At 74.3% G+C, this 15,345-nt stretch carries 1 protein-coding gene; it reads right to left on the bottom strand.

Annotated features, from left to right (window positions below; translation table 11 throughout):
- Positions 1-116: 116 nt before the first annotated feature.
- Entirely contained in the window at positions 117-15,227 is a 15,111-nt protein-coding gene (locus ACZ6BG_RS33500; protein WP_469008471.1) for a type I polyketide synthase, read from the bottom strand.
- Positions 15,228-15,345 lie beyond the last annotated feature (118 nt).

The raw sequence follows: 15,345 nt of genomic DNA, 5'->3' as shown, positions 1-15,345 counted from the left end.
GCTCCTAGAGACAGTTCGGAGAGGGGAGAGTCGTGGGGTGAGGAGAGGGGCGGAGGGGAGCCCCGGGGTGGGCGAGGGGGCGGCGCGCCCCTACGAGCCCCGGCGCGGGCGGCACGTCATGAGATCCCGAACTCCTTGCTGATGAAGTCGAACATCTCGTCGTCCGTCGCGGACTCCAGCTCGCTCGCGACCTCGGCGCCCTCCTCGCCGTCCTGGCCCCGGGTGCACCGGTCGAGCAGCACCCGCAGCCGTTCGGCGATGGTGGCGAGGTCGGTGTCCGACGGCGTGCTCTCGGCGAGGCCCAGCTCCAGGGTGTCGAGCTGGGACAGGAGAGCCGCCGGGTCGGCCCCGTCGGTGCGCAGTTCGGCCTTGAGGTGGCCGGCGAGCGCGACGGGGGTGGGGTGGTCGAAGACGAGGGTGGTGGGCAGGGGCAGGCCGGTGGCCGTGCCGAGCGCGTTGCGCAGTTCGACGGCGGTGAGGGAGTCGAAGCCCAGCTCGCGGAAGGCGCGGGCGGGTTCGACCTGCTCGGGGCCCCGGTAGCCGAGGACGGCCGCCGCGTGGGTGCGTACCAGGTCCTCCAGGAACCGGTCCCGCTCCGGCTCGGACAGCGCGGCGAGCTGCCGGGCGAGGTCCGTTCCGGTGCCGTCGGCGCCGTCGCCGGGTCCGGCCGTGCGGTCCCGCAGGGCGCGGGCCTCGGGCAGGTCGGCGAAGAGCGGGTTGGGGGTGAGGCCCGGGCCGCCCGCGAGGTACTGGTCCCAGTCGATGTCGGCGATCACCGCGGTCGGCGCCTCGTGGCCGAGGGCCCGGCGCAGCGCGGCGACGGCGAGGCGGGGCTCCATGGGCGGCACGGCGCCGCCCCGCAGCCGCTCGGCGGCCACCGCGTCGGCGGCCATGCCGCCACCGGCCCAGGCGCCCCAGGCGATGGAGGTCGCCGTGAGGCCGTGCGCCCTGCGGTGCTCGGCGAGCGCGTCGAGGGCGGCGTTGGCCGCGGCGTAGCCGCCCTGTCCGGCGCCGCCGGAGAGGGCGGCGAAGGAGGAGAAGAGCACGAACGCCGACAGGTCGAGCCCGGCGGTCAGCTCGTGCAGGTGCCGCGCGGAGCGCACCTTCGCCCGGAAGACGGTGGCGAGGCGCTGTGCGTCCATCCCGTCGATGACGCCGTCGTCGAGGACTCCCGCCGTGTGGAACACCGACGTGAGCGGCGTGTGCGCGGGGATGTCGGCCAGGACGCGCGCGAGGGCGTCCCGGTCGGCGGCGTCGCAGGCGGCGATGGTGACCTCGGCGCCCAACTCTTGCAGTTCGGCGCGGAGTTCGGCGGCTCCGGGCGCGTCCGGGCCGCGCCTGCTGGTCAGGACGAGGTGCTGGGCGCCGTGGGCGGCGAGCCAGCGTGCGATGTGGCCGCCGACGGCTCCGGTGCCGCCGGTGACAAGGGCGGTGCCGTGCGGCGTCCACCCGGGCCGCCCGTCGAGGGCGTCCCCGCCTCGCCCGTCGCGCACGAGGCGGCGGGCGAACACCCCGCTGCCGCGTACGGCGAGCTGGTCCTCACCGGCCCAGCCGCCACCGAGGACGCCGGCGAGACCGGCGAGTTCCCGCGCGTCGGCCGCCTCGGGCAGGTCGACGAGGCCGCCCCACAGCTTCGGGTACTCCACGGCCACCACCCGCCCCAGACCCCACAGCGAGGCCTGTTCGTGGCCGGGCACCGGGTCGGTGCCGCTCACGCCGAGCGCGGCCCGGCTGCCGAGCCACAGCGGCGCGCCCAGGTCGGCGGCGTGCAGGGCCTGCACCAGGGTGAGGGTGGCGGCGAGGCCGCGGCTCACCCCGCCGCGTACGACGTGCTCCGACTCGTCGACGGCCAACAGGGAGAGCACACCGGCGAGTCGGCCACCCACAGCATCCGCTTCCTTGCGCAGCCGCTCGGCGAACTCCTCACGATCGGCGGCCCCTTCGGTGTCGACGACGACGGTCCGCACGTCGGCTCCGCGCCCGCCGAGCGTGTCCTCGACGGCCGCCGTCCAGGCGGCGTCCGCGCCGCGGTCCGGCACGACGAGCAGCCACGCGCCGTCAAGGCTCGGCGCGGAGGCCTGGCCCAGGGGCTGCCACGAGACGCGGTAGCGCCAGGCGTCCAGCGCGGAGGTCTCGCGCCGCTGCCGCCGCCACGACGAGAGCACCGGAAGCACCTCCCCCAGCGCGGCCACGCCACTGGCCTCGCCCTCGGCGCCCAGTTCGGCGCTCAGCGACTCCAGGTCCTCCCGCTCCACGGCCTCCCAGAAGCGCGCCTCGACCTCGTCGGCACCGAACCCGGTGCCACGGGCGCCGGTCGCCGGAGCCGCCTCCAGCCAGTAGCGCTCGCGCTGGAAGGCGTACGTGGGCAGCTCGACGCGGTCGCGGGACTCGGCCCGCGCGTACAGGGGCGTCCAGTCGACGTCGGCGCCTCGCACGTGCAGCTGCGCGAGGGCGGTCAGGAACGTGTCCGGCTCGGGTCGGTCCTTGCGCACCGCCCCGACGAGACCGGCCTGCGCGACCGGATCGGTGACGGTGTCGTGCGCCATCGCCGTGAGCACCGAGTCCGGGCCAAGTTCCAGGAGCGTCGCGACACCGAAGCCGGTGAGGGCGGTCAGGCCGTCGTGGAAGCGGACGGCCTCGCGGATGTGACGGACCCAGTACTCCGGGTCCCTGAGCTGGTCGGCTTCCGCCAGTTCACCCGTGACGTTGGAGACGACGGGCAGCTTCGGGTCCCGGTACGTCAGTCCTTGCGCGACCTTGCGGAAGTCGTCGAGCGCCGGGTCCATGAGGGGTGAGTGGAAGGCGTGGGAGACCTTCAGCCAGCGGACCTTGCGGCCTTCGCCGCGAAGCTTCTCCTCCAGGCCCTCCAGGACCGTGCGGTCACCGGAGAGCACCACCTGCGACGGCCCGTTCACGGCCGCCACGCCCACGCTCTCCGAGAGACCGTCCAGGAGCGGCAGCACGTCGGCCTCGGCGGCCTGCACCGCGAGCATGCCCCCGCCCGCCGGGAGCGACTGCATCAACCGACCACGCGCGGCGACCAGTTGGGCCACGTCCTCCAAGGACCAAAGACCGGCCACATACGCAGCCGTCAGCTCACCGATGGAGTGCCCACCCACGACCTCGGGCCGCACCCCGAACGACTCGGCCAGACGGAACAGCGCCACCTCAACGGCGAACAGTGCGGGCTGCGCGTACCCCGTCTGCTCCAGCGCGTCCGCGTCCGTGCCAAACATGACGTCCTTGAGCGGCCTCTCCAGCAACGCATCCAAGTGCGCGCACACCTCGTCCAGCGCATCGGCGAACACGGGGAACGTCTCGTACAACTCACGCCCCATACCGACCCGCTGGCTGCCCTGCCCGGTGAAGACAACCCCGAGACGGCCCTCGACCACTGAACCGGTCACAACACCCGGCCCGCCGGAGGCAATCGCCCCCAGCCCGGCCAGGAACTCCTCGCGTCCCTCACCGAGCACAACCGCCCGGTGCTCAAGCGCCGCCCGCCCGGACAGCAGAGACCAGCCCACACCGACAGGCTCAAGGCCCTCGTGCCCGGCGACGTGCTCCCGCAGCCGCTCGGCCTGCGCCCTCAGCGCCTCAGCGCTGCGACCCGACACCACCCACGGCACGACCGTCGTCAGCGGCGCGTCGAGCACCGGCTCAGCCACCTCGGCGGGCTCCGTCAACGGCGCCTGCTCCACGATCACATGGGCGTTGGTGCCGCTCACGCCGAACGACGACACACCAGCGCGACGCGGCACGCCACCGTCCCGCTCGGCCCACTCACGGGCCTCCGTCAGCAGCTCGACCGCCCCCGCCGACCAGTCCACGTGCGAGCTGGGCTCGTCCACGTGCAGGGTGCGGGGCAGGACGCCTTCGCGCATCGCCATGACCATCTTGATGACTCCGGCGACGCCCGAAGCGGCCTGGGTGTGGCCGATGTTGGACTTGATGGAGCCGAGCCACAGCGGCTGCTCGGCGGGGCGGTCCTGTCCGTAGGTGGCGAGGAGCGCCTGGGCCTCGATCGGGTCGCCGAGGGTGGTGCCCGTGCCGTGCGCCTCGACGGCGTCCACCTCGGCGGCGGACAGGCCCGCGTTCGCGAGGGCTGCCCGGATGACACGCTGCTGGGACGGGCCGTTCGGCGCGGTCAGACCGTTGCTGGCGCCGTCCTGGTTGACGGCCGAGCCCTTCATGACGGCGAGGACTTCGTGGCCGTTGCGCCGGGCGTCGGACAGGCGCTCCAGGAGGAGCAGGCCGACGCCTTCACCCCAGCCCGTGCCGTCCGCGGCTTCCGCGAAGGGCTTGCAGCGGCCGTCGGCGGCGAGGCCCTGCTGCTTGCTGAACTCGTCGAAGGCGGTGGGCGTCGACATGACGGTCACACCGCCCGCGAGGGCCATGGTGCACTCGCCCTGGCGCAGTGCTTGCGCGGCCAGGTGCAGGGCCACCAGGGACGACGAGCACGCCGTGTCCACCGTCACCGCCGGGCCCTCAAGGCCGAACGCGTACGAAAGGCGGCCGGAGACGACGGCTCCGGCGTTGCCGGTGAGGAGGTAGCCCTCGACGCCCTCCGGGGGCTCCACGCCGTCGCCGTATCCCTGGTAGCCGGAGCCGATGAAGACACCGGTCTGGTCGCCCCGCACGGAGGTGGGTGCGATGCCCGCGCGCTCGAACAGCTCCCAGGAGGTCTCCAGGAGGAGCCGCTGCTGCGGGTCGATCGACAGGGCCTCGCGCGGGGAGATGCCGAAGAAGGCGGCGTCGAACTCGGCGGCGTCGTAGAGGAAGCCGCCCTCGGCCTTGTACGCGGCCGCGCCGGAGTTCTCCCAGCCTCGGTCGGCGGGGAAGACGGAGATGGCGTCGGTGCCGTCGGAGACCAGGCGCCACAGGGCGTCGGGGCTGGTGGCGCCGCCGGGGTAGCGGCAGCTCATCGACACTATGGCGATGGGGTCGTCGGCGGGCGCGGGGGCGGCCGCCGTGGTCGCGGTGCCTCCCGGCTCGCCGTCGCCGACGACCTCGCGGAGGAGGTGGGCGGCGAGGACGTGGGCGTTGGGGTAGTCGAAGACGAGGGTGGTGGGGAGCTTCAGGCCGGTCGCGGCGGCGAGGCGGTTGCGTACCTCGACGGCCGTGAGGGAGTCGAAGCCCAACTCGCGGAAGGCGCGCCCGGGTTCGACGGCTTCCGCGCCCGCGTAGCCGAGGACGGCGGCGGCCTGTGCGCGGACCAGGTCGAGGACCGAGCGCTCCTGCTCGGCCGCGGGCAGGGCGGCGAGCCGCTGCGCCCACTCGGAGCCGGTCGCGGGGGTCCGCGCGTCGGGCGCGGTGGCCGTCTCGGGTCCGGTGAGCGCGCGCCGCGCCTCCGGCAGGTCCCCGATGAAGGGGCTCGGCCGCACCGAGGTGAAGGCGGGAGCGAACCGCTCCCAGTCCACGTCGGCGACGGCCACGAACGTCTCGTCGTAGGCGATCGCCTCGGCGAGCGCCGCGACCGCGCGCTCGGGTGCCATCGCCGTCACGCCGAGGCGTCGCAGCGCCTCCTCGGCGTCCTCGCCGGCCATGCCGCTGCCGCCGCCCCACAGGCCCCACGCCACGGAGGTGGCGGTGAGGCCGCGGGCGCGCCGGGCCTCGGCGAGGGCGTCGAGGTGCGCGTTGGCGGCCGCGTAGGCGCCCTGGCTGCCGCTGCCCCACACGCCCGCGTTGGACGAGAACAGCACGAACGCGTCGAGGGCTCCGGTGTCGAGGAGCGCGTCGAGGTGGGCGGCGCCCGCGACCTTCGCCTCCAGGACGTCGGCGATGTCGGCGGCGGTCATGTCCGCGAGCGGCTGCTCCTGGCCGACGCCCGCCGCGTGGAACACGGAGCGCAGGGTGCGGCCCTGGGCGGCCAGGTCGTCGAGGAGCCCCGACACGGCGTCCCAGTCGGCGATGTCGCAGGCGGCGACGGTGACTTCGGCGCCCAGCTCCTCCAGCTCCGCCTTCAGCTCGGCGGCGCCCGGGGCGTCCGGGCCGCGACGGCTCGTCAGGACCAGGTGCTCGACGCCCTCACGGGCCAGCCACCGGGCTACATGCCCGCCGATCGCGCCGGTACCGCCGGTGACCAGCACGGTGCCGCGCGGCGACCACTCCGGCTCCGCGTCGGCTCCGAGGGCCGTCTCCAGGGGGGCGTGTGCGAAGCGGCGTACGAAGACACCCGTGTCCCGCACCGCGAGCTGGTCCTCGGCGCCGGAACCCGCGCCCGCACCGGAATCCGAGCCCGTGTTCGCGCCCGCCACGATCGCGGCGAACCGCGAAGCGGCACGCGCGCCGAAGGCCTGCGGCAGGTCGATCAGACCGCCCCAGCGGTCCGGGTGCTCCAGGGCCACGACCCGGCCAAGACCCCACAACTGAGCCGCGACCGGGCTCACGTCCCGGTCCCCGCGCCCGGTGGCGACGGCTCCGCTGGTCACCGCCCACATCCGCGCGCCGATCCCGGCGTCACCGAGGGCCTGCGCCAGGGCGACGGTGCCCGCGAGCCCGACGGACACGGCCTCGTGCCCGTCCTGCGGGGACTCGTCGAGCCCGAGCAGCGACACCACACCGGCCAGGTCCACCCCGGTAGCGCCCCGCAGCCGCTCGGCGAGCGTCTCGCGCGTCAACTCCTGCGCGGACAGGCTTAGTTCCACGACCTCCGCGCCGGCGAGCGCCAGCGCGTCGCGTACGCCTGCCGCCCACGGGTGCCGCTCACCGCTCTGCGACTGTACGACGAGCCAGCGTCCGGAGAGCCTGGAGGCCGACAGGGCGCCACTGGCCAGAGGCTTCCAGGTGACGCGGTAGCGCCAGCCGTCGAGGGTGGACCGCTCGCGCCGCTGCCGCCGCCAGGACGACAGGACGGGCAGGATGGCTCCCAGCTCGGCGGCGTTCTCGTCCGCCATCTCCAGCTCGGCCGCAAGCTCCTCCAGGTCCTCGCGCTCCACGGCCTCCCAGAACTTCGCCTCCACGTCGGCCACGGCGGACAGCGGCGTGCCGTCGGGCACCCCGCCGTCCGTCAGCCAGTAGTGCTGCCGCTGGAAGGCGTAGGTGGGCAGGTCGACGACGGTTCCGGCACCCGGGAAGAGGGCCTTCCAGTCCAACTCGGCGCCGTGCACGTGCGCTTCGGCGAGGGACGCGGCGAGGCGGTCGGCGCCGCCTTCGTCACGGCGCAGGGAGCCCAGGGCCGTGGCGGTCTCCTCGCGCCCGGCGGCCTCGATGGTGGCCTGGACGGGGACGGTCAGGACCGGGTGGGGGCTCATCTCCAGGAACAGGCCGTGCCCCTCGGCGAGGAGGCCTCGGGTGGCGTGCTCGAACAGGACCGTCTGACGCAGATTGCGGTACCAATAGCCCGCGTCCATCGGGGTATTGGAGTCCAGCCACTCCCCCGTGAGCGTCGAGAACAGCGGCACCTCGGCCACCTGCGGGACGAGCCCCGCCAGCGCCTCGGCTATCTGCGCTTCGATCTCCTCCACGTAGGAGGAGTGCGAGGCGTAGTCCACGGGGATGGTGCGGGCGCGAATGTCCTGCGCGACGCACTGCGCGACCAGCTCCTCCAGCGCCTCGGGCTCGCCGGAAACGACCACCTGAGCCGGGCCGTTCACAGCGGCCAACTCGATCCGCCCGCCCCAGGCGGCGATCAGCGCACGCACCTCACCCTCGGGCAGCGGCACGGACACCATCCCGCCCTTGCCCGACAACTCACGAATCGCCAGACTCCGCAGCGCCACCACACGCGCCGCATCCCGCAAGGTCAGCGCCCCCGCAACGCACGCGGCAGCGATCTCACCCTGACTGTGCCCCACCACAGCAGCAGGCTGAACACCCGCCGCCTGCCAGGTCGCAGCCAGCGACACCATGACCGCGAACAACACCGGCTGGACCACATCCACCCGGTCAAACCGATCCCCGCTCAACTCATCGAACAGATCCCAGTCCACGAACTCGGACAGCGCCTCCGCGCACTCCCGCATCCGCTCCGCGAACACCGGACTGGAATCAAGCAGCTCACGAGCCATCCCGGCCCACTGCGACCCCTGCCCCGGAAACACGAACACGGCACGTCCAGCGCCGCTCCGCGCCCGCCCCGCCACGACATGCGCGGCGGTCGCGTCGCCCTGGGCCAGCTCGGCGAGCCCGGCGAGGAGTTCGTCCCGGTCCCGGCCGAGGACGACGCCGCGGTGCTCGAACCGCGAGCGCGCGACGGTCAGCGACCAGCCGAGGTCGGTCAGGCCGATGCCGTCTTCGGCGAGGAGTCGCCCGCGCAGCCGTTCCGCCTGCGCCCGCAGGGCGCCTTCGCTCTTCGCCGACAGGGCCAGCGGGACCACGCCAGGGACGACCGACGGCTTGCCGGTCGGGGCGGGGCCGTCGCCGTGGTCGGCGGGCAGTCGTTCCTCCACCGGTGCCTGCTCCACGATCACGTGCGCGTTGGTGCCGCTCATGCCGAAGGAGGAGACGCCCGCGCGCCGCGGCCGCCCCACCTCCCGCTCGGTCCATTCGCGCGCCTCGGTCAACAGCTCGACGGTCCCCGCGGACCAGTCGACCTCGGTCGTCGGCGTCTCGGCGTGCAGCGTCCTGGGCAGGATGCCGTGCCGCATCGCCATGACCATCTTCATGACGCCCGCGACGCCCGCGGCCGCCTGGGCGTGCCCGATGTTGGACTTGACGGAGCCCAGCCACAGCGGCTCCTGGTCGGCGGGCCGGTCCTTGCCGTAGGTGGCGATGAGGGCCTGGGCCTCGATGGGGTCGCCGAGGGTGGTGCCGGTGCCGTGGGCCTCGACGGCGTCGACGTCGGCGCCGGTGAGTCCGGCACCGGTGAGGGCGGCGCGGATGACGCGCTGCTGGGACGGGCCGTTGGGGGCGGTCAGGCCGTTGCTGGCACCGTCCTGGTTGACCGCGGAGCCACGGACGACCGCGAGGACCTGGTGGCCGTTGCGCCGGGCGTCGGACAGGCGCTCCAGGACCAGCATGCCCACGCCCTCACCGACGCCGAAGCCGTCGGCGCCCTCGGCGAAGGGCTTGCAGCGGCCGTCGGCGGCGAGGCCGCGCTGGCGGCTGAAGGCGACGAGCGTGTCGGCGTTGGCCATGACGGTGGCGCCGCCCGCGAGGGCGAGGTCGCACTCTCCCTGGCGCAGCGACTGCGCGGCCAGGTGCAGGGCGACGAGGGACGACGAGCAGGCCGTGTCGACGGTGACCGCCGGGCCCTCCAGGCCGAAGGAGTAGGAGATACGGCCGGAGATGACGCTGGTGGAGTTGCCGGTCATCAAGTGGCCTTCGAGGCCGTCGGGGATGACGCGGACGCTCTCGCCGTAGCCCTGGGACGAGGCGCCGACGAAGACGCCGCCCGCGCTGCCGCGCAGCGTGGCCGGGTCGATCCCGGCGCGCTCGAAGGCCTCCCAGGAGGTCTCCAGGAGGAGCCGCTGCTGCGGGTCCATGGCAAGGGCCTCGCGCGGGGAGATGCCGAAGAACACGGCGTCGAACTCTCCGGCGTCGTGCAGGAAGCCGCCGCCGCGCGAGTACGTGGTGCCCTGGTGGTCGGGGTCGGGGTCGTAGAGGGACGCGGTGTCCCAGCCGCGGCCCTCGGGCAGCCCGGAGGTGGCGTCGGCGCCTTCGCCGACGAGCCGCCACAGGTCCTCGGGGCTGGCGACGCCGCCGGGGAAGCGGCAGCTCATCGCGACGATGGCGATGGGCTCGTCGGCGACCGCCGCGACCGGTGCGGCCGAAGCCGCGGCGGTGTCCGTGTCGGCGCCGGTCAGTTCGGACTTGAGGTGGCGGGCGAGGGCGAGGGGGCTCGCGTAGTCGAAGACGAGGGTGGCGGGCAGGCGCAGGCCGGTCGCCTCGTTGAGGCGGTTGCGGAGTTCGACGGCGGTCAGGGAGTCGAAGCCCAGGTCGCGGAAGGCCCGCTCGGTGTCGACCTGGTCGCCGGAGGCGTAGCCGAGCACGGCGGCGGCCTGGCCGCGCACGTGGTCGAGGAGCGCCCGCTCCCGCTCGCCGTCGGGCAGCCCGCGCAGGCGCCGTACGAGGGCCGGGGCGTCGCCGCCGGACGTGTCCTGCCCCGCGGCGGCACGCCGGGCGGTGCCCTGGACGAGGCCGCTGAGCAGCGGCGGCAGGTGCCGGCCGTGCGCGGTGCGCAGGGCGGCGGTGTCGAGGCGCACGGGGACGAGGGCGGCGGCGTCCAGGCCGAGTGCGGCGTCGAGCAGGCCGAGGCCCTGTTCGGTGCTGAGGGGGGCGACGCCGGAGCGGGTCATCCGGTCGAGGTCGTCGGCGCTGATCTGCCCGGCCATGCCGCCGCGTTCGGCCCACAGGCCCCAGGCGAGGGAGGTCGCGGGCACACCCTGGCCGCGCAGGTGCTGGGCGTAGGCGTCGAGGAAGGTGTTGCCCGCCGCGTAGTTGCCCTGTCCGGCGCCGCCGAGGACGCCCGCGACGGAGGAGAACAGGACGAGGGCGGCGAGGTCGGCGTCCCGGGTGAGGGCGCGCAGGTTGAGGGCCGCGTCGGCCTTGGGCCGAAGGACGCGGTCGAGCTGGTCGGCGGTGAGCGAGGAGGTGATGCCGTCGTCGAAGACGCCCGCGGTGTGCACGACCGCGGTGAGGGGGTGCTCGGCGGGGACCCGGGCCAGCGCTTCGGCGAGGGCGTCCCGGTCGGCCGCGTCGCAGGCGACGACGTCGATGGTGGCGCCGGACTCCTCGATGTGCGCGGCGAGTTCGGCCGCGCCCGGCGCGTCGGGGCCGCGGCGGCCGAGGAACAGCAGGTTGCGGATGCCGTGTGCGGCGACGAGATGGCGGGCGACGAGTCCGCCGAGGCCGCCGGGGGCACCGGTGACGAGGGCGGTGCCCTGCGGGTTCAGGGCGGAGGCCTCGGGATCGCCGTCGTGGGCGCCGAGGTCGCGGGTGAGGCGGGGGACGAGTACGGCTCCGGCGCGGATCGCGCACTCGGGCTCGCCGTGCGCGTACGCGGCGGGCAGCGCGCGCAGCGACTCGGGGGCGCCGTCCACGTCGGCGAGGACGAACCGGCCCGGCTCCTCGGACTGCGCCGAACGCAGCAGGCCGAGGACCGCGGAGTGCGCGAGACCGGGCAGCGGCTCGTCGTCGGTGACGGCTGCGGCGCCGCGGGTCAGGACGACGAGGCGGGCGTCGGCGAAGGCGTCGGCCGCGGCCAGCCACTCCTGGACGAGGGCGAGGGCGTCGCGGGTGGCGGCGTGCACGGAGTCGGCGTCCGTGTCGGCGTCAGCCGCTGTGCCCGCGGAGGCGTCTGTGGCTCCGGCCGCGACGACGACACCCGGGACGGACGCGGTGCCCGCGGCCACCGCCTCGGTGAGGTCGGCGAGTGTCGGGTACGAGGTGGCGTCGACGCCGTCCGCGCCCAGGAGGCGGCACAGCTCTTCGGCGTCGGTGCCGTCCGCGCCGAGCACGGCCCAGGGGGCGGCCGTGGCGGCGTCCGCGCGGGCCGGGTCGGGGGTCGACGCCCGCACCCAGTTGACGCGGTACAGGTGGGTCACCCGGGTCCGGCGGGCGGCGAGGCCCTGCCGGACGTCGACGGGGCGGGACACCAGCGAACCGATGCGTGCGACCGGGGCACCGGAGTCGTCGGCGAGCAGCACGGAGACGGTGTCGCCGCCGCTGCCCGAGCGGGACAGCCGTACGCGCAGGGACTTCGCCCCGTCCGCGTACAGCGCCACGTCGCTCCACGAGAACGGCAGCCGGGGCGAGCCGCCCTCGTCACCGTCGGAGGGGTCCTGCGCGAGGTGTGCCGCCTGGAGCGCGGCGTCGAGGAGGACCGGGTGCAGGCCGAACCGTCCGGCCTCGTCGCGCCGCTCCTCGGGGACGCTCACTTCGGCGAACACCTCGTCGCCGAGCCGCCAGACGCCGCGCAGCCCCTGGAACGCGGGGCCGTACTGGACGTCGGCGGCGGCGAACTCCTCGTACAGGCCGTCGATCGCGACCGCGTCGGCGCCGTGCGGCGGCCACTGCGCGAGGTCGAACTCGGAGGCCTCGGCGGACGCGTCGCCGAGTGCGAGGACGCCGGTGGCGTGCCGGGTCCACGGCTCCGGCTCCGCGCCGTCCGTGTCGGGGCCGCTCTCCGGCCGCGAGTGGAAGCTCAGCGACCGCCGCCCGGAGGCGTCGGCGTCTCCCACGGTGAGCTGAAGCTGTACGCCGCCCGTCTCCGGCACGACCAACGGCGACTCCATGGTCAGCTCTTCGACCAGGTCACAGCCCACCTGGTCGCCCGCGCGCGTCGCCAGCTCCACGAACGCGGTCGCGGGCAGCAGCACGACACCCGCCACGGCGTGATCGGCCAGCCACGGGTGCGTGCGCAGCGAGAGCCGCCCCGTGAGCAGATGCCCGTCCCCGCCCGCCAGCGGCACCGCCGCCCCCAGCAACGGGTGCCGCGTGTCACCGAGCCCCGCAGCGGTGACATCGCCCGCCGTGAGGTCCGCGTGCAGCCAGTAGTGCTGGTGCTGGAAGGGGTAGGTGGGGAGGTCGACGGTGGTGCGGGTGCCGGGGAAGAGGGCACTCCAGTCCAGCTCCGCGCCGTGCACGTGGGCTTCGGCGAGGGACGCGGCGAGGCGGTTGACGCCGCCTTCGTCGCGGCGCAGGGAGCCGAGGGTGACGGCCTGGCTGTCGGTCGCGTCGATGGTCGCCTGCACCGGGACGGTCAGGACCGGGTGGGGGCTCATCTCCAGGAACAGGCCGTGGCCCTCGGCCAGGAGGCCTCGGGTGGCGTGCTCGAACAGGACCGTCTGACGCAGATTGCGGTACCAATACCCCGCATCCATAGGGGTGTTGGAGTCCAGCCACTCCCCCGTGAGCGTCGAGAACAGCGGCACTTCGGCGGCCTGCGGGGTCACCCCGGCCAGCGCCTCGGCTATCTGCGCCTCGATCTGCTCCACGTACGAAGAGTGCGAGGCGTAGTCCACCGGGATCGTCCGCGCACGGATGTCCTGCGCGACGCACTGGGCGACCAGCTCCTCCAGGGCCTCGGGCTCGCCGGAAACGACCACCTGAGCAGGGCCATTGACGGCGGCCAGCTCGATCCGCCCGTCCCACGCGGCGATCAGCGCACGCACCTCGCCCTCGGGCAGCGGCACGGACACCATCCCGCCCTTGCCCGACAGCTCCCGGATCGCCAAGCTCCGCAGCGCCACCACACGCGCCGCATCCCGCAAGGTCAGCGCCCCCGCGACGCACGCGGCGGCGATCTCACCCTGGCTGTGCCCCACCACGGCCGCAGGCTCCACACCCGCCGCGCGCCAAGTCGCCGCCAGCGACACCATCACCGCGAACAGGACCGGCTGGACCACATCCACCCGGTCGAAACGCTCACCACTCAGCTCATCGAGCAGATCCCACTCAACGAACTCCCCGAGCGCCTCACCGCACTCCCGCATCCGCTCCGCGAACACCGGACTGGAGTCAAGGAGTTCACGAGCCATCCCGGCCCACTGCGACCCCTGCCCCGGAAACACGAACACCGGACGGACCTTGCCCTTGGCGCCCAGCGCACGACCGGACACCACCCGCGTGGCCGTCGCGTCGCCCTGGGCCAGCGCCTCAAGTCCGGCGAGCAGCTCGTCCCGATCACCGCCGAGGACCACAGCCCGATGCTCGAACCGCGACCGCGACACCGCCAACGACCAAGCCACATCACCCAGTTCGAGGCCGTCCCGCGCGAGCAGAAGTTCCCGCACCTGTCCCGCCTGCGCCCGCAACGCCTCCGGCGACTTCGCCGACAACGCCAGCGGGACCACACCCGACACGACCGAAGAGACCGAAGGCGCGAGGGGCTCTCCAGCCTCAGCCTTCCCGGGCTCAGGCTTCCCGGCCTCGCCGGACTCCGGCTCATCGACCGGCGCCTGCTCCACGATGACGTGCGCGTTCGTACCGCTCATGCCGAAGGAGGAGACGCCCGCGCGCCGGGGCAGCCCGGGCTCCCGCTCGGGCCACTCGCGGGACTCGGTGAGCAGCTCGACCGTGCCCGCCGACCAGTCGACCTCGGAGGTCGGGGCGTCCACGTGCAGGGTCTTGGGCAGGACGCCCGCCCGCAGGGCCATGACCATCTTGATGACACCGGCGACGCCGGCGGCGGCCTGCGTGTGACCGATGTTCGACTTCAACGAACCCAGCCACAAGGGCTGTTCCTCGGAGTGCTCCTTGCCGTACGTGGCGAGGAGTGCCTGCGCCTCGATCGGGTCGCCGAGCGTGGTGCCCGTGCCGTGCGCCTCGACGGCGTCCACGTCACTGGCGGACAGGCCCGCGTTGGTGAGGGCGGCGCGGATGACGCGTCGCTGAGAGGGGCCGTTCGGGGCGGTGAGGCCGTTGCTGGCGCCGTCCTGGTTGACGGCCGAGCCACGGACGACCGCCAGCACCTTGTGGCCGTTGCGGCGGGCGTCGGACAGGCGCTCGACGAGGAGCATGCCGACGCCCTCGCCCCAGCCCGTGCCGTCCGCCGCGTCGGCGAACGCCTTGCAGCGGCCGTCGGCGGCGAGACCGCGCTGGCGGCTGAACTCGACGAAGGTCTCGGGTGACGACATGACGGTCACGCCGCCCGCGAGGGCCATGGTGCACTCGCCCTGACGCAGGGCCTGCGCGGCCAGGTGCAGGGCGACCAGGGACGACGAGCAGGCCGTGTCGACGGTGACGGCGGGGCCCTGGAGGCCGAGGACGTAGGAGAGGCGGCCGGACATGACGCTGGTGGTGTTACCGGTGAGGAGGTGGCCCTCGACGCCTTCGGGGGCCTGGCGGACGCCCTCGCCGTAGCCCTGGTAGCCGGAGCCGACGAACACGCCCGCGCGGGTGCCGCGCAGGGTCGCCGGGTCGATCCCGGCGCGCTCGAAGGCCTCCCAGGAGGTCTCCAGGAGGAGCCGCTGCTGCGGGTCCATGGCGAGGGCCTCGCGGGGCGAGATGCCGAAGAAGGAGGCGTCGAACTCGCCCGCGTCGTGCAGGAATCCGCCCTCGCGGGCGTAGAAGGTGCCCTGCTTGTCGGGGTCGGGGTCGTAGAGGGACTCGACGTCCCAGCCACGGCCTTCGGGGAGTTCACCGATGGCGTCGGCGCCGTCGGCGACGAGCCGCCACAGGTCCTCGGGGCCGCGCACACCGCCGGGGAAGCGGCAGCTCATGCCGACGATCGCGATGGGCTCCCTGGAGGCCGCCGCGAGCTGCTGGTTCTGCCGTCGCAGCCGCTCGGTCTCCTTCAGAGACGCGCGCAGCGCTTCAACGACCGTGTCCGAAGGCCTCGTCATGTCCGGCTCCACATCCGTGCTGCGTCCATTCGTGCTGCGTCGGCTCGCGCCCCGGCTCGCACCGTGTGTCGTTCGGCGGCTCGTGCCGCGTCCTGCGCTGCGTCTCGCACTGCGTCCC

It is taken from the genome of Streptomyces sp. NPDC041205, from assembly GCF_055591765.1.
The sequence above is the reverse complement of the archived record's forward strand: the minus strand, read 5'-3'. Positions and strand labels throughout refer to the sequence as shown.